Genomic DNA, 20,517 nt, shown 5'->3' on the forward strand with positions numbered 1-20,517 from the left:
TATAAAACGATGCAGGATTTTAAAAGTTTTTCAGTTAGGTTAAGAAATTTGAAGCCGGAAGAATTCGAACCTCTTGCACTGGAACTTTTTCAATTCCAATCCCAAGCCAATCCAATTTACGGAAAATATCTTCAGGCTAGGTCAATAGAAACGCAAGCTGTAAAATCTTTGGATCAGATTCCTTTTTTGCCGATCCGCTTCTTCAAAGACCACGAAGTCATTTCAGGAAAGAAAGCTGATTTTCCCGGGTACTTCTCTAGCAGCGGTACCACAGGCATGATTACCAGCAGGCATTATTTCTGGTCTGAGGAATGGTATCTGGAACATGCGCAGCAGCTTTTTGAAGAGGAATATGGGGCTTTAAAAGAGTATCATGTACTGGCACTTTTGCCTGCATATCTGGAGAGAAAAGGAAGCAGTCTGGTGAGTATGGCTAATCATTTTATCCGCGAAAGTGATTCTGAGCATTCCGGGTTTTACCTGTACAATCAGGAGGAATTGCTTGAAAAGATGGAGCTTCTTGCTGGAGATAATCGTAAAATTCTTCTATTGGGTGTCACGTTTGCTTTGCTGGATTTGGCCGAATCAGGTAAAAAATTTTCGCCTCCTTCCAATCTGTTGGTAATGGAGACCGGCGGGATGAAGGGGAGGAGGAAGGAAATGATCAGAGAGGAAGTACACGAGGTACTGAAGCCCTTTTTTGGTGTGGACACCATCCATTCCGAATATGGTATGACAGAACTTATGTCCCAGGCCTATTCCAAAGGTGAGGGGAAATATATCTTACCAAATGCAATGCGCGTCATACTCAGAGATGTGAATGATCCGCTTGCTGTCTCCAGCAGGTCACAAGGGGGGATCAACGTGATTGATCTGGCAAATTTCCATTCTTGTGCTTTTATTGAGACCCAGGATTTGGGGCGGTTTGACGAATCCGGTAGGTTGGAGGTGTTGGGAAGATTTGACAACAGTGAGATCCGGGGCTGTAACCTCTTGGTGCAATAATTGCTAGGTAAGGATTAATTGGACATATTTGAACTGGAAAAATTAAAGAGAGCATACTAAAATCAAATTATAAACACATGAAAAAATTAGCCACTGCAGCATTATTGATCGGTATATTAGCCTTGGGAGCATGTGCTTCCAGTAAGCCTTGTCCCGCATACGCCAAGGCTCCTTCTTCCCAGGACGCCAACAGCTAAAAAATACGCTGACTTAATAGTCAGCGTATTTTTTTATATCCTCCAGACTGATTTCAGGCTCTCCCAGAATCACCAGTCTTTCTACTACGTTTCTAAGTTCACGTATATTCCCTGTCCAAGGGTACTCCTGTAATTTTGCCAAGGCAGCCTTGCTTATGGTTTTTTTAGCGCCGCCATTTTCCTGGGCTATGTCATCCAGAAACTTATTGACCAAGAGCGGTATGTCTTCCTTACGGTCTTTCAGCGCCGGTACCTGGATCAGTATCACACTCAGTCTGTGATATAAATCCTCCCTGAATCTGTTTTCTTCAATTTCTTTTTTCAGATCCTTATTGGTAGCGGCCAACACCCGCACATCTACCTTTATGTCTTTATCAGACCCTACCCGATTGATCAGGTTTTCCTGAAGTGCCCGTAGTACCTTTGATTGTGCAGAAAGTGACATGTCGCCGATTTCATCCAGAAACAAGGTGCCTCCCTGAGCTTGTTCAAATTTCCCCTGCCGCTGTTTATGGGCTGATGTGAAAGCACCTTTTTCATGTCCAAAAAGCTCACTTTCTATTAATTCCGAAGGAATGGCGGCGCAGTTGACCGCAACAAATGGCTGAGAAGATCTATTGCTCTTGGCATGTACCCAATGGGCTACCAGTTCTTTTCCCGTGCCGTTAGGCCCGGTGATCAGTACCCGTGCGTCAGTAGGGGCAACTTTCTCTATAGTATCTTTTACCTGATGGATCGCAGCGGACTCTCCCACCATGTGCAGTTTTTTGGAAAGTTTCTTTTTTAGCACTTTAGTCTCAGTGACGAGTTCCTTTTTCTCCAGTGCGTTGCGAACGGTGAGCAATAGACGGTTAAGGTCTGGAGGCTTGGGGATAAAGTCGAATGCACCCTTTTTGGTAGCCTCCACCGCAGTTTCTATGCTCCCATGGGCAGAGATCATGATAAATTGGGGGGATTTTTCCAGCGCTTTAGCTTTTTCCAGAACTTCTATGCCATCCATTTTGGGCATTTTGACATCACAGAGTACCAGGTCGTAATCCTCTTCCTGTAACTTTGCCAGGCCTTCTTCCCCGTCCTGAGCTTCAGTGACACTGTATTTCTCGTATTCTAAAATTTCTCGCAACGTGGCGCGGATGACTTTCTCGTCATCAATGATCAGTATTTTTGACATAGGTTCAATATAAATAAAAAAGTGCAAGTCTATAAGCCGGGTTCTGTTTCCGCTTCTTTTTTCAGAATTGGTTTCTTGTCATTTATCTAGCCCCGACTTCGCAATCGGGATCCATCGATCTACCCATTCCGCATAAAAGCGAGCAACTTTTCCCGGAACTGAATCCGGTGCGGAACCTATTTGATCTTTCAACCCATAAGGTTTGCCTTGCCCCCGATGTCACCACCGGGACGGTGGGCTCTTACCCCACCTTTTCACCCTTACCATTCGACAAGATCGGAGCGAGCTCCGATGCCAAATGGCGGTATATTCTCTGTGGCACTGGCTGTGGACTGACCGTCACCAGTCAGCCCCCTTCCCGTTAGGAAGTATGGCGCTCTATGTTGCCCGGACTTTCCTCTCTCCTCATAAATAAGGACAGCGACAAGACGACTTGCACGGTGCAAAGTACGGTAAAATCCGGCGATCGGTTTTGATAAATATCCTTAAAGCCAGTAAAGCATAAAATGCGATTCTGTAAGTGGTTCGTTTTCTGTGTCTTTTGGTTCATCTTGTTCCAAAGAATTCGAAGAAAAGCCTTTGTGGAGCCCAATGCCTAGCATTTGATTGCTTAACTTTGCCGTCTAATAAAGAAGACCATGATAATAGTAGGGGATACTGTGCTTTCAGACGATATTAAAGAGAATTTTTTCGTCTGTGACTTAGAGGCCTGCAAGGGGGCCTGCTGTGTGGAAGGAGACGCAGGTGCGCCGTTGGAAGATGAGGAAACCAAGATCATCGAGGATATTTACCCGATTGTTAAAGATTACATCACCGAGGAAGGCCGACAAGTGATTGCCAAGCAGGGAACTTGGGTGATAGATAAAGATGGGGACAAAGGCACACCTACCATAGGAGATAACCGTGAATGTGCCTATGCGCTGTATGATGACAGGGGGATTCTAAAATGCGGAATAGAACAAGCCTATCTCGATGGGAAGATTTCATGGAAAAAACCAATTAGCTGTCACATGTACCCAATCCGTGTCACCAAATATGATCAGTTTGATGCACTTAACTATGACCGCTGGCATATATGTGATCCTGCTTGCCAACTTGGATCCAGTCTGAAAGTACCCATCTACAAATTCCTGAAGGATGCTCTGATAAGAAAATATGGTGAAGCTTGGTACGCAGAACTTGTAAATGAAATTGAGGGCTGATAATTCTGAGTGCTTTTTAAATGCCACTGATAATGTGTTATCAACCTTTGATCAAAGTGACTGTATTTTTTTAAGCCTCAGGCATTTATTTCAAAAGATTTAATGGTAGTTCCGCGATCTTTTTCCCTGATGGATGGAATCTGGTCGGAATTAGTTGGTATGGAGTTGGTCGTAGCCATACTATATATCCTCCAAAAAACGTTGGTTTAAAAATTATTACCTCTAACCTAATTCTTCATGGGGATATTGATTCAGCTTATGTTCACGCAAGCGCAAGAGTTGCGGTAGTAATTGGGATCTGCCGAAAAACGGTCCGCATGAAAAAAGGGTGAATCATTTCAAGATGATAGTTTTTGATTTGTTGTTGACGTTTTTATGAATGCCTTGATTATATAAATGTTAGCAGTGAATTTTATAGGGTTGATATTGGGAATTCAATCATTGTTATCTACAAATCCAGATAGAAAATGAAGAGAAGAGATGTATTATCCACTATAGGAGCACTATCTGTTGGACTTACCGCAAGCGGACTTGTAAAGGGAGAGGCACTTCACCCCCCCTATAAAACAGTGGATAGAAAACTCGAAACAGAGATTCTGGTAATTGGTGGAGGTACAGCTGGCTCTATTGCGGCTATTCAGGCCGGAAGGACCGGACATGAAGTGACCTTAGTAGAATGCCAAAGTCAACTGGGTGGGACTATTACTACTGCCGGAGTAGCCTTTCCAGGGTTGTTTTTTGCCTGGGGTAAGCAGGTAATCAGTGGAGTAGGTTGGGAATTGATCCAAAACGCAGTGGAATTAAATGGAGATTCCATGCCCAATTTCTCACTACCGCATGGCAGAGAGCATTGGAAGCATCAAATAAGGATAAATCCAGCTCTTTATGCAATTCTCTTAGAGGAAAAATGCCTGGAAGCCGGTGTGGATCTGCGCTATTACGAGACCCCCACTTCTATGGAATTCAAGGATAACCACTGGTATGTAGAGACGGTGGGAAAAGGGATCCGAGCCCAGATCAAATGCAAACAGGTCATAGACGCTTCCGGGAATGCCATGGCAGCCTCTATAGCTGGGTTTGATTTGTTTAAGGAAAAAGTGACACAACCTGGGACACTAATGTTCACATTGGGAGGTTATAGGTTTGAAGACTTGGATTTGGAAAGGCTTAAGGTTTCATATGAAATGGCGATAGACAGAGGGGAATTGATCCGGGGAGAATTCCGTGGGAATATTATTGCCCTACTCAAGGAGAAAGGGGACAATGTACAGCATATACTCGGAGCTGATTCCACCACATCTGAGACCCATACTTTGGCAAATATAAAAGGAAGAGAGTCCTTGCTTAAGCATTTAAGGTTTTTGAAAAAGCAACCAGGACTGGGAAATATAAGAATTGAAGAAATGCGTACCGAAACAGGTGTTCGCGAAACCTATAGGATAGATGGCTTGTATAGAATCAGTTATGAAGATTATATTACCGGGAAAACTTATCCTGATGCGATAGCATACTCCTATTATCCGGTAGATTTACATACCCATGAAGGAGTTGTACCTGAGCAACTGGCAGAGGGCATAGTACCTACGATCCCGTTGAGGGCAATGATCCCTAAGAGGAGCAGGAATTTCATGATTGCCGGAAGAAGTATCTGTAGTGACCAGTTGGCTAATTCTGGACTTAGGGTTCAGGCATCCTGTATGGCGATGGGTCAGGCGGCAGGAGCAGCAGCAGCCCTGGCGATCGAGAGGGGTGTTACTCCTGCAGAGTTGGATATGATTGAGTTAAAAAGGCTTATTGAAACGCACGGAGGTATTGTGCCTCCTGCAGCTAAAACTTCCAAAAGCTAAATAAACACCAAAATGATTAAATTGTTTTTATTCTCCTCGTTGTTCTTATTCCTTCCTGGGGGGATTGAAAGTTGTTTTTTGTATGGAGTAAAGGATAGCAGGAATATAAAATACCAGAATGAATTGACCTTGGATTTTCCTGTGGCAAAAATACACAACAAGGAGATCTATGACGAGGTGGAAAAACGGAACGTAACCTTGTACCAATACATTTCCAAAGATGGTTTTCCGGTGTACTATTCTAGAAATGTAAATACTGGAGTCTGCTATGATGACCAGTGCAAGACGCTCAATATCACACTTTATTGGAACCCTACAGGCAGGTACCTTGGGTTTGAGTTACCCGATAATGAGTTTTTGAGCAAAGATGACCATGTGCCCTTTACTGAGGAAGAATATATCAGGCTAAACAGTTTGCTTTCTGACCCTGATCTTCCGCTTGGGGAATTTACTTACAACCAGATCGCCGCAAAAAACAAAGCTGCGCTATACAAGGTGGATGGGATGAGTGGAGCTACAGCTAAAGATGTGCTGGAATACGTAATACAAGGATCGGCTTATACCACCTACACTATTTATGAATTGGTCTATGGCAGTAGTCAGGCGGAGGTGGAAGCCTGGACAGATGAAGCCATGGATGATGAGTATGTGGAAGACATACTCACAAAGGCGCCTTACCAGGATAAGGTTTGGGCTATTGAAAGGGTGCGTGGCCGTCTTTCGGAACTCCCAAAGTCAAAGGATATTTTAATGGATTTGATGGGGACTGAGGATTTTGGGATCGCAGCACGCTGTCTCAACAGCTTAGTGCCAGAGGATTTGCTTGATGAAGAGTTACAGATACAGCTTATGGATAACTTCCAGGCTTTTGATTTTGGGATGAAGAGTAAAACATTGGCCTTGCTCAAAGATGCCGACTACCTTTTACCTGAAGTGGTGGGGAAGTTAAACATAAACCTACCGGCATACGAGGTTCCTATCATCGCCGGTATTTTGGATATTTATAAAGCCAAGGGGATAAATGACCGGAAAACCATTGCTTCTGTACAGCAAATTGCCTCATCTGAGAATAAATATCTGGCCAAAAAAGCTGAGGAATACATGAGCAACTCCGGTCAATAAACTGAAGGAATGTCCTGGTTTTTGTTATTCCTGCACAAGCTTGTGGATTTTTCCGTCAAATCCGCAGATATATAATTCCTGATTTTGATCAATCCCAAATGACGAAACAGGGAAATCAGTGTCCAAAAGTTCGGTGTTGACAGGAGAGTCAGGATTCATGGCATCCAGGCTCCAGATTCTCCCTGAAACATAATCCGCATAGATATACTTGCCCACTAGTCCTGGAATGTCAGAGCCGCGGTAAACGAATCCGCCAGTAACGGAAATATCCCCCTGGGACCGATCATATTCCCAGATAGGCATTTCCAAGCCTTCCGTACTACAATCAGACGAATTGTAGCAGTGAAAGCCCTCCATGGTATTCCATCCGTAATTGCCCCCAATTTTCACAATATCGATCTCTTCGTATTTATTCTGTCCCACATCTCCTGTCCATAGGTCGCCATTGGACGAATCAAAGCTAAATCTCCAGGGATTTCGTAAGCCGTAGGCGTAAATTTCCTCACGAAAACCTTCTGTGTTATCAGCAAATGGATTGTCTTCCGGAATAGAGTAATTAACCGAGCCATCTTGTTTGTTGACATCTATTCGTAGAATACTGCCCAACAGTGTTTTTCTGTTTTGGCCATTTCCCTGTGGATCACCACCACTTCCGCCATCACCCACAGCTATATAAAGATAGCCATCGGGACCAAATGAGATTTGACCACCGTTATGGTTGGAGTACGGCTGGTCAAACTCAAGAAGTATGAGTTCACTGGAAGCGTCAGCCTGCTCAGGGTTATTGGAGGATACAGAAAATCGAGAGATTACTGTTCTGTCCGGGTTGGATGCTGTATAGTTGACGTAGAAAAAACCATTGCTTTCATATTCAGGATGGAAAGCGAGTCCCAATAGTCCTTCCTCATTTCCAGAATCATCTACTTTGCTTTCGAGGTTAAGGAATTCAACCTTTTCTTCCACTTTCTCCTCATTTTGAAAAACTGAAATCACTCCACGCTGCTCCACTACGAAGAGACGGTCGGAATTGTCACCTGCATGTTGGAAATCCACCGGTCGGGTGAAAGATAATTCGGGAAAGGCTTCTTTTACTATGATGCTGCCAGTTGGAGCAGGAATATCAGGTTGATTGTTCTGGGAGCAAGCTAGGTGGCTTCCCATGATTACCAATAATAGGGTGTTGTAATAGATTTTCATGATGCAGTAGGGCTAGTGGTTGTTGGTAACTAGGTTCTATTAAAGTACTCGATATCTTGGGCAAACAGATACAATCATTCATTGCCTATAATCTTTACGGGATAGAAAGGGCTAGGTATGGATTATTGGGTTCTTTTTCGATGATTCTGGAAATGAGAATCCATTTTTTTTAATCAAAAGTTAAATCCCACTAAGTAGGATCCGCTTGAAAGTCCCGATTTTGGGATTTTCTGATGTATGGACAAGAACCTATGCTGAAAAACCGTTCGCATGAAAAATGGGCTAATCATTTAAATTAATAGCTATCGATCTATTACTGGCGTTTTTCGGTACGCTCTAAGTAAAAACATTAGGTGTGATCAAATAAATTTAGCTAAGAAATTTACTTTGGCTATCAGTTGTTTTTTTTGCGGTTAATGATTTCAATTTGTTTATAGGTGTAATTTTATAGGGTTTTTGCCTATTTTTTCAATAAATTGAGTTTCAATTACAACCCTAATAATCATAGACAATGAGTATAGAATCATCGAGAAGAACTTTTCTGAAAAAAACGGCAGTTGCAGGTTCAGCGGCCATGGTTTTGCCGACATTCATACCAGCTTCCGCATTTGGTGCCAATGATCGGATCAATGCAGCGGTATTAGGCATCAACGGTAGAGGTAAAAACCATATTCAGAGCTTCATGGCTCAAAAAGATGTACAGGTAACCACGCTTTGTGACCCTGACATGGTACTGTTGAAGGAAGGGCAGAAGGCATTTAAAGACAAGTACAGCAAAGACGTGGCCTTAGAGCAAGATCTCCGCAAGGTGATGGATGACAAAGATATAGACGTAATAAGTCTCGCCACTCCGAACCACTGGCATGCACTTGCTACTATTTGGGCTTGCCAGGCGGGCAAGGATGTGTATGTGGAGAAGCCAGGCTCTCATAATCTCTCTGAAGGGCGTAAGATGATCCAGGCAGCTGAAAAGTATGACAGGATCGTTCAGCATGGTGTTCAGCTACGTAGCTCCCCTGCGGTGCAGGAGGCTATAGAATTAATGCGAGATGGGTATATAGGCAGAGTCTATATGGCCCGTGGGCTGGTCTTTAGAATGCGTGGAGATATAGGGATTAAGGGTGTTTCCCCGGAGCCGGAGGGTTTGGATTATGACCTTTGGACGGGGCCTGCTCCCAAAGTGCCATTTACCCGTGACCTTGTGCATTACAACTGGCACTGGCACTGGGACTATGGCAACGGTGATGTAGGTAATCAGGGGATTCACGAAACAGACCTTTGTATGTGGGGGCTCGATGTAGGATTCCCGACCAAAATCACTTCCATGGGAGGGAAATACCTGTGGAATGACAGCAAGCAAGTGCCTGAAGTACTGACATCAATCTATAACTATCCTGAGGAGAATAAGATCATCCAGTTTGAAGTACGTCCATGGTACACCAATGCTGAGGATGGGGCGACAGTTGGAAATATTTTCTATGGGGACAAGGGGTATCTGGTGGTTGATGGATATGATAAGTATAAGACCTTTCTGGGCAATGACCGTACGCCGGGCAAATCGGGAGATGATGGGGGAGAAGCCGCTTCAGGTATGGACAGAGGAGCTGGAGGAACCGACGGACATTTTGCCAATTTCATTGAGGCAGTCCGAAAGCATGATAAAACCTTGCTGAATGGCCCGGTAGAAACCGCCCATCTTTCTTCAGGTTTGGCCCACTTAGGGAATATCGCTTACAGGCTGGGACGTGTGCTGGACTTTGACCCAGCATCAGAGAAATTTGTCAATGACCCGGAGGCAGATGCCATGCTGACCCGGGAATATAGAGCTGGTTTCGAGTTGCCTGATTTGGGATAATACACGGCATACCCCATGTAAAAGCCTGTCGGAAATGATTCTGACAGGCTTTTTTGATGGTTTCAAGTTAAAATACCTCTTTTATTACTTCTTGCTCATCTAGAAGCTTTGGTTTTAGACATGAATCCCTGATCATTAGTTTGGTTTGTAATGATTTGATCTCCATATTGATATCCGGGTTGTTGATTTTATTGAGCAGGTATATCGCCCCAAGCGCTCCCATTTCAAATGGCTGTTGGTTCACTGTGCTCAAGGTAGGATGTATAAAGGAAGAAATAGGCTCATCCGCATAGCCGATCACTGATAGTTTTTCCGGGATTGGAATATCAAGTTTGCTCGCTACCTTATATATCTCAAAAGCCAGGTAATCACTGTAGGCAAATGCCCCATCCACCCGGAAATTTGTCAGACAAAACCTGATTTTTTCCACTAGATCCTTGTTGCCGCTTTCCAGAACCAGTTCCTCTTTCAATTCGATCTTATGCTTTCGAAGTGCCTCTTTATAGCCCATAAATCGGTTGAAAGTAGTGGATAGGTTTTCAGGGCCTTTCAGGTGAAGGATATCCTTGCAGCCAATTTGGCACAGGTGATCCACCGCAGAAAAGGCACCGTTGAAATCGTCTGAGACTACATATGGGGTATCCAGTTCCTCTGTATATCTATCCACCAAAACCAGTGGAGTCCCACTGTCCATAACTTCCTGCAGATGCTCAAACTTGTCGTTCATTTTGGAGATGGTCGCAAGTATTCCATCTACCCGGGCATCTAAAAGTGTTTGGGTGGACTTGATTTCCTGCGTTTGCTTTTCATTGGAAGTGCAGATCAGCAGCTGGTATCCTGCCTGTGAAGTGACACTTTCTATTCCCGCAAGCAAGCAGCTGTAAAAATGATGGGTAAATTCGGGAATGATCAAACCTATGGTGTGGGTACGGTTATCCAAGAGACTTTTTGCAATGGGGTTGGGTCTGTATCCCAGCTTTTTGGCCAGGGAAATAATCTCAAGCCTTTTTTTCTCACTGACTTTACCACCTCCGTTCAACGCCCGCGATACGGTGGAGGGCGTCACATCGAGTGCATTGGCAATATCAATGATGCTGGTTCTTTTCTTTTTCATTCATTTTAGGGGGCTTGTCAGGACTAATTTAGTATAAATGCATGAAATGCCCATGAGAATGGCTCCTCACACAGGGGAATGATCATTTCGGGGCATTCCATCCCGTTTCCTTCGTCACGGGACAGGTTATGACCTATAAAAATCAATTATAAACACATGAAATCGAGCATGACTAAAAAGTCACACACTGGCATGATTATAATCGCTGCGAGATTCCATGTGACCTATAAAAATCAAAAACAAACACATGAAAGCCTCCGGATTTTTAGACCTGAGATTGAATTGACAGGTCAAACGTTTGACCAATATACTTTTACCCAGATTTATGATATTGGTTGATTGTTTTGAATAAGTCGGGTTTTGCCGCACAAAATCCCGAAACAACAATTGCTCGAAGTAAAATCAAATATGGAACTAGGACAAACCGGCATATATACGCCTTCAATGATTATAGGCACAAGTAGTCTGGGAAATCTTTACGATGCTACTCCTTATGAGCAAAAACTGGAATTGGTGATGGCTTCCTTGGATTTCTTTCCCGATGGGATAGTCTTCGATTCTGCCGGGAAATATGGCGCCGGTTTAGCTTTGGAGACATTAGGACAGGCATTGTACGATTTGCAGGTGCCAAAGGACAACGTACTGATCAGCAACAAACTGGGATGGAGACGTACGCCTTTGACAGGGACGGAGCCTACTTTTGAAAGGGATGTTTGGAAGGAACTTGCCTATGATGCTGTTCAGGAGATCAGTTATCAGGGAATTCTGAATTGTTTTGAGGAGGGAAATGAATTGCTCAAAGGGTTTGATGCACAGTTGGTTTCCATCCATGACCCTGATGAGTATCTCAATCAGTCGGACTCTCCAAAGGATTATGAGAAGAGATTTGCGGATATTCTGGAAGGATATGCGGCATTGGAGGAACTGAAGAAAGCTGGAAAGGTGAAAGCAATAGGTGTTGGATCGAAAGATTGGAAGGTGATTCAAAAGATTTATCGGCATTTTCCACTCGACTGGGTAATGATAGCCAACAGCATGACTGTTTACGATCATCCTATGGAGTTATTTGGATTTATGAGATTACTGGAAAAGGAAGGCGTGGGAATAATTAATTCAGCAGTTTTCCATTCAGGATTCTTGGTGGGTGGGGATTATTTTGATTATAGGAAAATGAATGAAACTGATCCGGAAAATCGAAAAAAATATAAATGGAGAGAGCAATTCTTTAGCCTTTGCAAATCCTGCGAAGTCGATCCAGCACATGCCTGTATCCAATTTGCGCTTCAACTGCCAGGAGTAAATTCCTTGGCACTCAACTCTACTTCGATTAAGAGAATCCAGGCTAATGCAGAGTTTTGCGAAAGCCCCATTCGGGATTCATTTTGGGATGCCTGTAAGGAACTAGGCTTGATCGCTGACTATTTATCAGAATTTAAATTGAATAAAGCAGAATGAAGATTTTAAGCTGTACCTCGCCGGGTGAATTTGACTATTTGGACGCGGAAAAGCCTCAGCTTTCCGAGGGACGAGCTCTTGTGAAGATTAAAAGAATCGGTATCTGTGGTACTGACCTACACGCTTTTGAAGGAACGCAACCCTTTTTCTCCTATCCAAGAATCCTAGGGCATGAGCTGGTTGGGGAAGTGATGGAAATCGAAGAAAATGAAGAAATATCCGAGGGTGACATGGTGACCGTGATACCATATTTCAGCTGTGGAATCTGTGTGGCCTGTAGAAATGGTAAACCCAATTGCTGCCAAAAAATCAGTGTTTTTGGGGTTCATGAGGACGGGGGCATGAGAGAGTTTGTCTCCTTGCCGGTTTCTTCTTTGGTGAAAAAAGATGGGCTGGGATTGGATCAACTTGCATTGGCTGAGCCATTTGCCATAGGTGCCCATGGAGTTCGCAGGGGGGGAGTGATGCCGGGACAGTTTGTGCTGGTGATCGGGGCGGGTCCGATAGGATTGGGTATAATGGAGTTTGCACGGATCGCCGGAGCCAAGGTGATCGCGATGGATGTCAATGAAAAGAGACTGGAGTTTTGTAGGGATGTCTGGAAAGTACCGCATGTAGTGAAAGCTGGAGCAAGTGCTCATGAAGTAATTCAGGAAATCACAAACGGTGACTTTTGTGATGTTGTAATTGATGCCACGGGCAACTTGACTGCCATAAATCAAGGATTTCAATACATAGCCCACGGAGGTAACTATGTCTTGGTAGGCTTGCAAAAAGGAGAAATTGCCTTCTCTCATCCTGAATTTCACAAGCGTGAAGCGACTTTGATGAGTAGCAGAAATGCCACCAGAGAAGACTTTGATCAGGTGTTGGAAGCTATGGCTTCAGGACAATTGTCAGTGGAAAGCTACATCACTCATCGGGTGAGGTTTGATCGGGTAAAAGATGATTTTCAGTCTTGGCTAGATCCTGAAACCGGGGTGATCAAGGCTTTGGTGGAAGTGTGAGGGAGACGGATGAAGCCGAAATGGGGGGACTCAAAGCCTGTGTTGCTGTTTTCTCCTTACAGATAGAAAAGTGGATTTATTTAAAAATAGAATTGAAAAATAGTAACAAACCCAAAATGCCTAGTAATAAATATTATTTAAGAAGATTATTTGTATTGCTCTTTCTAGCTTTTTCCTTTCAGGTGAAAGCCCAGGAAAGCTCACCCTTGACACTTTGGTATAAGCAGCCAGCTGCCGATGTGTGGACTGATGCTTTGCCGATCGGCAATGGTAAACTGGGTGCCATGGTCTATGGGAATGTGGAAAATGAGCTTATCCAGCTCAATGAGCATACCGTTTGGTCGGGCGGCCCAAACAGAAATGATAACCCGGACGCCTTGGCAGCTTTGCCGGAGATCCGCCGCTTGATTTTCGAAGGAAAGCAAAAAGAGGCTGAGGAGCTGGCCGCGAAAACCATCCAGAGCAAGAAATCTCATGGACAAAAGTTCCAGCCCGTGGGAGATCTGAATATTGCTTTTGAAGGGCACAGTATATTTACCGATTATCGTAGGGAATTGGACTTAGCAAAGGCGATTTCCAAAGTAAGCTATACCGTAGATGGAGTGACTTATACCCGCGAAGCCATCGCATCCTTTGCGGACAATGTAATCGCTGTTCATTTTACCGCCAGCAAGCCTGGTATGATCTCTTTCACGGCATCCATGTCCACTCCACAGCCAAATGCGATTATCGAACAAAGACCAGAGAATGAACTGACTATCTCCGGCATTACCACGGATCATGAAGGGGTAAAAGGCCAGGTAAAATTCAAAAGCCTCACCAAGATCAATAACAAGGGGGGGGTACTCACTTCTTCGGACAATTCACTTATTGTCAAGGACGCTGACGAAGCCACTGTTTATGTTTCCATTGCGACTAATTTCAACAACTACCTCGATCTATCTGGAGATGAAAATGCCAGGGCTGAGGCAAATATGGACGAAGCTTCCACCAAATCTTTTGAAGACCTGCTAAAGGCAAACCTGATAGAATATCAAAAGTACTTCAATAGGGTGACCCTGGACTTGGGTGAGACAGAAGCCTCTAAGCTACCGACAGACGAACGATTAAAAAGCTTTAGAACAGAAAATGATCCTCAGTTGGTCACGCTTTATTATCAGTACGGAAGGTATTTATTGATCTCTTCTTCACAGCCGGGAGGTCAGCCAGCTAATCTTCAGGGCATATGGAACAAGGAAATGTCCCCGCCATGGGACAGTAAATACACGATCAACATCAATGCGCAGATGAACTACTGGCCAGCAGAGAAAACCAATCTGGCCGAGCTACATGAACCATTCCTCAAAATGGTCACCGAAATGGCTGAGGCTGGGGAAGAAACAGCTCGAGTCATGTATGGGGCACGCGGTTGGATGGCACATCACAACACGGATATCTGGAGAATCACCGGGCCGGTAGATGCCATATTCTGGGGAATCTGGAGCGGGGGCGGAGCCTGGACAAGTCAGCATCTATGGGAGCACTTCCAATATAGTGGAGATATGGAGTACCTGAAATCTATCTATCCCATACTCAAAGGCGCGGCGATGTTCTATGTGGATTTCTTGGTGGAGCATCCGGATAAGCCTTGGCTGGTAGTCAATCCTGGAACATCACCCGAAAATGCCCCTGCGGCACACGAAGGTTCTTCTTTGGATGCAGGTACTACCATGGACAATCAATTGGTTTTTGATGCATTCAGTGCCGTTATCCAGGCTTCGGAGATGCTCGGAAATGATCAGTCTTTTGCGGATTCGCTAAGAGCCATGAGGGATCAATTGCCTCCAATGCAAATCGGGAAACATGGACAACTTCAGGAATGGCTGGATGATATTGACGATCCAAATGATCATCACCGTCATATTTCCCATTTGTACGGACTTTTTCCATCCAATCAGATTTCCCCGCTTCGTACTCCTGAATTGTATTCTGCTTCCAAAAACACCTTGATCCAGCGTGGAGATGTATCCACCGGCTGGAGCATGGGCTGGAAAGTCAATTGGTGGGCAAGGATGCTGGATGGCAATCATGCTTATAAACTGATCCAAAACCAGCTTTCTCCTGTAGGTTCCAATCGAGGAGGTGGAGGATCTTACAACAACCTGTTTGATGCGCATCCACCTTTCCAGATTGATGGGAATTTCGGCTGTACTTCAGGGATTACCGAGATGCTGGTGCAAAGTGCCAATGGAGAGATTCATCTATTACCGGCTTTACCAGATGTTTGGCAAGACGGCAGTATAACAGGAATTAGGGCTAAAGGAGGTTTTGAGGTGGTGGAACTGAAGTGGGAAGGCGGAAAAATCGAAAAAGTCGTGATCAAATCGGCCATAGGAGGCAATTTGAGAGTAAGAGTGCCTAACTCGCTGGGGCTGCCAAACGGTGATAAACCAATGAATGCGAAAGGTGAAAACCCAAACCCTTTCTATCAGGTGCCAGTCACTGCCGATCCAATTGTGTCCCCAGAGGCTGATATTATTCCTGTGGATCTTAGCGATATGAAGCTGTATGATATCAAGACCGTGGCAGGAGAGGTGGTTACCTTGGTGGCAGGGGAATGAGTTCTGGTAAAAACATGTCCTTACTATGCGTAATAGAATACAAGTATGAAATGAGTAAGCAGAAAACAAATAATACTGGTCAATAATGGGATTCAAGAAAGCTTTTTATTCATCAAGGCTTTGTGTAAGGCGGTTTTCTTCGTTGATCGCTTTTGGTTTGTGTCTAATTATGAACGGGAGTCTTTCTGCCCAGAGTAAGGCTGAGCATGCAGTCTTGATCGTGGATGGATTCAGCAATCATGACTGGAAACAAACTACTGAGGTGATCCGATGGATATTGGAAAGTAGTGGGAAGTTTAAGGTTGATGTGACTACGGTTCCATTGGATAGTATGCAAAAGCAGGAATGGAATCCTGATTTCCAATCCTATGCTGTAGTCATTCAAAACACAAACAATATCCATAATTTAAAGCTAACCTGGCCTGAACCTGCTCAGAAGAGTCTGGAAGACTACGTGAGGCAAGGCGGAGGTTTGTATATTCTTCATTCTGCCAACAACGCCTTTCCCCACTGGAAGGAATACGATAAGATGATCGGGCTGGGCTGGCGTTCAGCGGATTCAGGGATTGCTCTGGAAGTAAACGAGCAAAAACAACTGGTCAGACACCTTAGAGGTGAGGGAAAAGGGACGAGCCATGGAGATCGGTTTGACGCGCTCATACAGATACTGAATCCTCACCCCATTAATGAGGGGTATCCAGCATCCTGGAAAACCGTGAACACGGAGGTTTACAGCTACCCCCGGGGCACCGGCCAAAATCTGGAAGTATTGTCTTATGCTTATGACAGTACAGATACCAAAAAAATGTGGCCTGTAGAGTGGGTGGTAAAGTATGGAAAAGGAAACGTCTATAATTCCAGTATGGGACATCTTTGGAAAGGGGAAACCTACCCTCCAGCTTATAGATGTGCGGGATTTCAGACTACTGTGATCCGGGCTGCAGAATGGTTGGCCAGCGGAAAGGTGACCTATCCTGTGCCGGATGACTTTCCTAACAATGAAAATTATAGTCTCCGTCCAAATGAAATGTTGGGTATAATTGAAAATGAGTAGATAAACTTTAAATCCTCTAGTATGATAAACCCATTACCTTCCAATAAGTCCATAAATTGGATAAAGAGAACGCTTAACTTGCTTACAACAAGTTTTTTAACTTGTTTTTTTACGGCAACCAGCTTTGCCCAAGATACTAATTTTTACATATTTCTCAGCTTCGGACAGTCCAATATGGAAGGCCATGCAAAGTTTGAGTATCAGGATACAGTGACAAACGATAGATTTCAGGTACTTCAGGCGGTGGATTGCCCTGACTTAAACAGAGAAATGGGAAATTGGTATCCAGCTGTTCCTCCTCTCAGTCGCTGCAATACCGGTCTTACCCCTGGTGATTATTTTGGAAAAACTTTGGCAGCAAGTCTTCCGGACAGCATCAAAATCGGAATTATCAATGTATCAGTGGGAGGCTGTAAAATCGAGCTTTTTGAGAAAGACGGGTATGAGTCCTATGCGGCGACAGCTCCCGGATGGATGAAAGGAATGATCGCCCAATATGACGGAAACCCTTACGGAAGATTGCTTGAGCTGGCAAGGATCGCGCAAAAAGACGGTGTGATCAAAGGTATTCTGCTACATCAGGGAGAATCCAACACCGGTGACGAAACCTGGCCAAAAAAAGTGCAAGGAGTGTATAATAATCTTTTAAGCGACCTGGGGTTGGCGCCGGATTCTGTCCCGTTTTTGGCTGGTGAACTGGTAAGTGCTGAGCAGGGAGGCAAGTGCGCAAGTATGAACCCGATCATTGCGACACTGCCCGCTTTGATTCCTAATTCCTATGTGATCTCCTCTGCGGATTGTGAGGCTGTTGCTGACGGGCTGCATTTTTCCGCGGCCGGTTATCGCTTACTCGGATCCCGCTATGGGGAGCAAATGGCCCATCTGCTGATGAAAGAATAAATACCGGGTTTTTGACCCGAAAATTTTAATCCAAAAAATAACCTATAAACCTATGAACCGCTCAAAAAACCTATTATTCCTGTTGTTATTCTGCGTAGGGCAACTCCATGCCCAGCATTTGGAAAAAGAAGCCCCCGTGGGCTTTGACCAAGCTAGAGATGGGATTTCGCAGGGTAAAATCGAAACCATCACTTATCCTTCAAAAACCGTAGGAAATGATCGAAATGCCTTGGTATATACCCCTCCGGGCTTTTCCAAGAAAGAAAAATATCCCGTGCTTTACTTGCTTCATGGAATAGGGGGGGATGAAAAAGAATGGCTGAACGGCGGCCATCCGGAGGTAATTCTCGACAATCTCTATGCGGATGGAAAGCTAGAGCCCATGATTGTAGTCATGCCAAATGGTAGAGCGATGAAGGATGATAGTGCCGGAGGAAATATTATGGAGCCTGAAAAAGTGCAGGCCTTTGCGACTTTCGAGCAGGATTTGCTCAATGATCTTATTCCGTTTATTGAAAAGAAGTATCCGGTATTGACTGATAGGGAGCACAGAGCCATTGCCGGACTGTCTATGTGAGGAGGACAATCACTGAATTTTGGCCTTGGTAATTTGGACATGTTTGCTTGGGTGGGAGGCTTTTCCTCCGCTCCCAATACCAAGGAACCGCAAGTCCTAGTGCCAGATCCTGAGAAGACAAAGGACATGTTGAAGCTTCTTTGGATTTCCTGTGGGGATGCCGATGGATTGCTCAGATTCTCTTCCCGCACCCATGAGTATTTAGTAGAAAATGATGTACCGCATATCTATTATCTGGAAACTGGTGGTCATGATTTCAAGGTTTGGAAAAATGGGCTTTATATGTTTTCCCAGCTGCTTTTCAAACCTGTGGATCAATCTAAGTTTGACAAATACAGCCCACTGGAAATCACGACAGACTGATAAATCTCACTTATGCTCAATATGATGCTGATGCCAGATTCTTTGTTTTGTTGGCTGAAGCTCTGCTATAAGCAGATTGTCCCGTAGTGAGTTGGGGTCGGTGTTTTACACACTTTACGATGCCTTAGTCTCTTCCGTGCAGACCTTACAGTAAAAGTACCTATACCTATTTTATACCAAAACCCAAAATACAATGAACCTATTTAAAACCTCAATCCTGGCAATTTGCTTGGTGATCACCTCCTCAGCCATAGCGCAGGATGGGACTATTTATCCCTTAGAAAACCCCGAAGAACCTAATGCCATACTACTCGGCACAGGAGGGGTTGAAAACCAACCAGCTTCTGAAACCTGGTTTAAGCAATGGGGTGATCCCATGGCAAGGAATATTACTACCGCTACACTTACTCCATTTTTACCTGAGCCAGACAAGGCCACAGGTGCTGCCGTAATCGTCGCTCCTGGAGGAGGGTTCAGATGGCTGTCTCTGGGCAATGAGGGCTGGGAAGTGGCCCAGGCACTTGCCGATCAGGGAATAGCGGCATTTGTACTCAAATACCGTCTGCGTCCCACTCCGGAGTCCTTGGATGATTTTAAAGAGACTATGAACCAGACTTTTGCGGCAGCCACTCCACCTGCGGATTCCCAAGCTGCGGCACGTCCAGCTCCCGTTCCTTTTACTCTTTCGGATCAATTGGAGGATGCTGAGGCTGCCTATGCCATGATTTTGGACAGGGCGGAAGAGTGGGGTGTGGATACCAGTCGTCTGGGAATGATAGGGTTTTCTGCCGGAGCGGGATTGACCATGCATTGCACCCTTAATTCCAACACAATGAAGTTGGCCTTTATAGGGCCGATCTATGGTGGCATGGGGCCGGTGGGAGTTCCGAAGGACGCTCCTCCCATGTTCAATGTAATCGCAACGGATGATTTTCTTTTCAGAGGGCAGTTTGGCGTGGTCGATTCCTGGTATAAAGCCGGCATTCCTGTCGAGTTCCATCTTTATCAGAATGGAGGGCATGGATTCGGTCTGGGCAACCCTAACCGTACGAGTAACCGCTGGTTTGACGCATTTATGTATTGGCTGGAAGTCAATGATTTCCTTGAAAAGTGATCTTGGAAGATAACCGAACACCTAAAAGCAAGAAAACATGGATTGGACTTTTGAACATATAATTTCATCGGAGAATGAACTTCGGGAGATTTTGGGATATCCCAGCGAAATAGTGACAAGGAAAACCATCGACCATATTGATGACCACTGTAGAAGTTTTATAGAGAAATCACCATTTATTACCATTGCCACCTCTGATCTGGGCGGGAATTTTGATGTTTCGCCAAAAGGTGATCCTCCCGGTTTCGTGAAAATCCTGGACGATAAAATGCTGGCTATCCCGGATAGACCTGGAAACCGAAAAGCGGATACCTTGAGAAATATCATCCAAAATCCGCATCTGGGATTGGTTTTTTTAATTCCCGGGGTAAAGGAAACCTTGAGAGTGAATGGTGAGGCGAGAATTGTAACCGACCAAAAAGTCCTGGAGCTACTTTCCTGTGAGGGGAAAGCGCCTGCTCTAGCCATTATTGTCAGCGTGAAGGAGGCTTTCATGCACTGTGCAAAGTGCATAATCAGATCTAGGTTATGGGCAGAACAGGACATTGCCGGACAAACCGACATTCCATCCTTGGCCAAGGTGCTGGTGGATCATGGAAAGCTGGATATCTCTTATGAGGAATTGGATGATAGCATCAAGCGTGATGAGAAAACCAATCTGTATTAAGACAATCGGTTTTGCCATCCTTTTCCACTTCCAATAGATTTCCGGGAAGCTGCTGTATCATGTTGGAACC

The 20,517-nt window shown here is 44.6% G+C and carries 15 protein-coding genes, 1 other RNA gene and 1 pseudogene; 13 read left to right on the plus strand and 4 right to left on the minus strand.

The annotated features are described in order from the left end of the window. Window positions 1-9 precede the first annotated feature (9 nt). Window positions 10-1,005 (plus strand): acyl transferase, encoded by a 996-nt coding sequence (locus LZF95_RS18945; protein WP_233756602.1) that lies wholly within the window; start codon window positions 10-12, stop codon window positions 1,003-1,005. A 210-nt stretch (window positions 1,006-1,215) separates the two neighbouring features. Here the strand turns inward: LZF95_RS18945 and LZF95_RS18950 are convergent, their stop codons facing one another. Then, a complete protein-coding gene (locus LZF95_RS18950; protein WP_233756603.1) occupies window positions 1,216-2,373 on the minus strand; it encodes a sigma-54 dependent transcriptional regulator in 1,158 nt (385 codons plus the stop codon). A 16-nt stretch (window positions 2,374-2,389) separates the two neighbouring features. Further along, an RNA gene (gene rnpB / locus LZF95_RS18955) (RNase P RNA component class A) lies at window positions 2,390-2,813 on the minus strand. Window positions 2,814-3,011: 198 nt separating this feature from the next. Between rnpB and LZF95_RS18960 the strand changes: the two genes are divergently transcribed. From LZF95_RS18960 to LZF95_RS18970, 3 genes are all read left to right on the plus strand, one after another. Then, the gene (locus LZF95_RS18960; protein WP_233756604.1) at window positions 3,012-3,575 is read left to right on the plus strand and encodes a DUF3109 family protein; all 564 of its coding nucleotides are present in this window, start codon (window positions 3,012-3,014) and stop codon (window positions 3,573-3,575) included. 467 nt (window positions 3,576-4,042) lie between these two features. Further along, the gene (locus tag LZF95_RS18965) at window positions 4,043-5,422 is read left to right on the plus strand and encodes an FAD-dependent oxidoreductase (RefSeq protein ID WP_233756605.1); all 1,380 of its coding nucleotides are present in this window, start codon (window positions 4,043-4,045) and stop codon (window positions 5,420-5,422) included. A gap of 12 nt (window positions 5,423-5,434) precedes the next feature. Then, the gene (locus LZF95_RS18970; protein ID WP_233756606.1) at window positions 5,435-6,544 is read left to right on the plus strand and encodes a hypothetical protein; all 1,110 of its coding nucleotides are present in this window, start codon (window positions 5,435-5,437) and stop codon (window positions 6,542-6,544) included. A 24-nt stretch (window positions 6,545-6,568) separates the two neighbouring features. Here LZF95_RS18970 and LZF95_RS18975 read toward each other — a convergent pair whose 3' ends face one another. Then, window positions 6,569-7,741, minus strand: a complete 1,173-nt coding sequence (locus LZF95_RS18975; RefSeq protein ID WP_233756607.1) for a sorbosone dehydrogenase family protein — start codon at window positions 7,739-7,741, stop codon at window positions 6,569-6,571. A gap of 511 nt (window positions 7,742-8,252) precedes the next feature. Between LZF95_RS18975 and LZF95_RS18980 the strand changes: the two genes are divergently transcribed. Beyond that, on the plus strand, window positions 8,253-9,596 hold the full coding sequence (locus LZF95_RS18980) for a Gfo/Idh/MocA family protein (RefSeq protein WP_233756608.1): 1,344 nt from the start codon (window positions 8,253-8,255) through the stop codon (window positions 9,594-9,596). A 67-nt stretch (window positions 9,597-9,663) separates the two neighbouring features. Here the strand turns inward: LZF95_RS18980 and LZF95_RS18985 are convergent, their stop codons facing one another. Next, on the minus strand, window positions 9,664-10,710 hold the full coding sequence (locus tag LZF95_RS18985) for a LacI family DNA-binding transcriptional regulator (protein ID WP_233756609.1): 1,047 nt from the start codon (window positions 10,708-10,710) through the stop codon (window positions 9,664-9,666). 408 nt (window positions 10,711-11,118) lie between these two features. Between LZF95_RS18985 and LZF95_RS18990 the strand changes: the two genes are divergently transcribed. The 8 genes and pseudogenes from LZF95_RS18990 (at window position 11,119) to LZF95_RS19025 (ending at window position 20,447) form a co-directional block, all read left to right on the plus strand. Next, a complete protein-coding gene (locus tag LZF95_RS18990) occupies window positions 11,119-12,165 on the plus strand; it encodes an aldo/keto reductase (protein ID WP_233756610.1) in 1,047 nt (348 codons plus the stop codon). Further along, entirely contained in the window at window positions 12,162-13,172 is a 1,011-nt protein-coding gene (locus tag LZF95_RS18995; protein ID WP_233756611.1) for a zinc-binding alcohol dehydrogenase family protein, read from the plus strand. Before LZF95_RS18990 ends, LZF95_RS18995 begins: the two co-directional genes overlap by 4 nt. A gap of 116 nt (window positions 13,173-13,288) precedes the next feature. Beyond that, window positions 13,289-15,772 carry a glycoside hydrolase N-terminal domain-containing protein gene (locus LZF95_RS19000; RefSeq protein WP_233756612.1) on the plus strand — a complete coding sequence of 828 codons (2,484 nt, stop codon included), beginning with the start codon at window positions 13,289-13,291 and terminating at the stop codon, window positions 15,770-15,772. A gap of 169 nt (window positions 15,773-15,941) precedes the next feature. Further along, window positions 15,942-16,826 carry a ThuA domain-containing protein gene (locus LZF95_RS19005; RefSeq protein ID WP_233756613.1) on the plus strand — a complete coding sequence of 295 codons (885 nt, stop codon included), beginning with the start codon at window positions 15,942-15,944 and terminating at the stop codon, window positions 16,824-16,826. Window positions 16,827-16,847: 21 nt separating this feature from the next. After that, the gene (locus LZF95_RS19010) at window positions 16,848-17,726 is read left to right on the plus strand and encodes a sialate O-acetylesterase (protein ID WP_233756614.1); all 879 of its coding nucleotides are present in this window, start codon (window positions 16,848-16,850) and stop codon (window positions 17,724-17,726) included. 52 nt (window positions 17,727-17,778) lie between these two features. Further along, window positions 17,779-18,648: pseudogene (locus LZF95_RS19015) on the plus strand (alpha/beta hydrolase); the annotation flags it as partial. Window positions 18,649-18,859: 211 nt separating this feature from the next. Then, on the plus strand, window positions 18,860-19,780 hold the full coding sequence (locus tag LZF95_RS19020; RefSeq protein WP_233756615.1) for an alpha/beta hydrolase: 921 nt from the start codon (window positions 18,860-18,862) through the stop codon (window positions 19,778-19,780). A 37-nt stretch (window positions 19,781-19,817) separates the two neighbouring features. Then, complete coding sequence (locus tag LZF95_RS19025) at window positions 19,818-20,447, plus strand: pyridoxamine 5'-phosphate oxidase family protein (protein WP_233756616.1); 630 nt, start codon at window positions 19,818-19,820, stop codon at window positions 20,445-20,447. Window positions 20,448-20,517 lie beyond the last annotated feature (70 nt).

Origin of the sequence: Algoriphagus sp. AGSA1, from assembly GCF_021390545.1 — a bacterium.
In the GTDB taxonomy this organism is placed as follows: domain Bacteria; phylum Bacteroidota; class Bacteroidia; order Cytophagales; family Cyclobacteriaceae; genus Algoriphagus.

Excerpts from the sequence above, each read along its gene's own strand:
- LZF95_RS18945 (WP_233756602.1), top strand. The coding sequence starts at position 10 with ATGCAGGATTTTAAAAGTTTTTCAGTTAGGTTAAGAAATTTGAAGCCG.
- LZF95_RS18950 (WP_233756603.1), bottom strand. The coding sequence starts at position 2,373 with ATGTCAAAAATACTGATCATTGATGACGAGAAAGTCATCCGCGCCACG.
- LZF95_RS18960 (WP_233756604.1), top strand. The coding sequence starts at position 3,012 with ATGATAATAGTAGGGGATACTGTGCTTTCAGACGATATTAAAGAGAAT.
- LZF95_RS18965 (WP_233756605.1), top strand. The coding sequence starts at position 4,043 with ATGAAGAGAAGAGATGTATTATCCACTATAGGAGCACTATCTGTTGGA.
- LZF95_RS18970 (WP_233756606.1), top strand. The coding sequence starts at position 5,435 with ATGATTAAATTGTTTTTATTCTCCTCGTTGTTCTTATTCCTTCCTGGG.
- LZF95_RS18975 (WP_233756607.1), bottom strand. The coding sequence starts at position 7,741 with ATGAAAATCTATTACAACACCCTATTATTGGTAATCATGGGAAGCCAC.
- LZF95_RS18980 (WP_233756608.1), top strand. The coding sequence starts at position 8,253 with ATGAGTATAGAATCATCGAGAAGAACTTTTCTGAAAAAAACGGCAGTT.
- LZF95_RS18985 (WP_233756609.1), bottom strand. The coding sequence starts at position 10,710 with ATGAAAAAGAAAAGAACCAGCATCATTGATATTGCCAATGCACTCGAT.
- LZF95_RS18990 (WP_233756610.1), top strand. The coding sequence starts at position 11,119 with ATGGAACTAGGACAAACCGGCATATATACGCCTTCAATGATTATAGGC.
- LZF95_RS18995 (WP_233756611.1), top strand. The coding sequence starts at position 12,162 with ATGAAGATTTTAAGCTGTACCTCGCCGGGTGAATTTGACTATTTGGAC.
- LZF95_RS19000 (WP_233756612.1), top strand. The coding sequence starts at position 13,289 with ATGCCTAGTAATAAATATTATTTAAGAAGATTATTTGTATTGCTCTTT.
- LZF95_RS19005 (WP_233756613.1), top strand. The coding sequence starts at position 15,942 with ATGAACGGGAGTCTTTCTGCCCAGAGTAAGGCTGAGCATGCAGTCTTG.
- LZF95_RS19010 (WP_233756614.1), top strand. The coding sequence starts at position 16,848 with ATGATAAACCCATTACCTTCCAATAAGTCCATAAATTGGATAAAGAGA.
- LZF95_RS19020 (WP_233756615.1), top strand. The coding sequence starts at position 18,860 with ATGAACCTATTTAAAACCTCAATCCTGGCAATTTGCTTGGTGATCACC.
- LZF95_RS19025 (WP_233756616.1), top strand. The coding sequence starts at position 19,818 with ATGGATTGGACTTTTGAACATATAATTTCATCGGAGAATGAACTTCGG.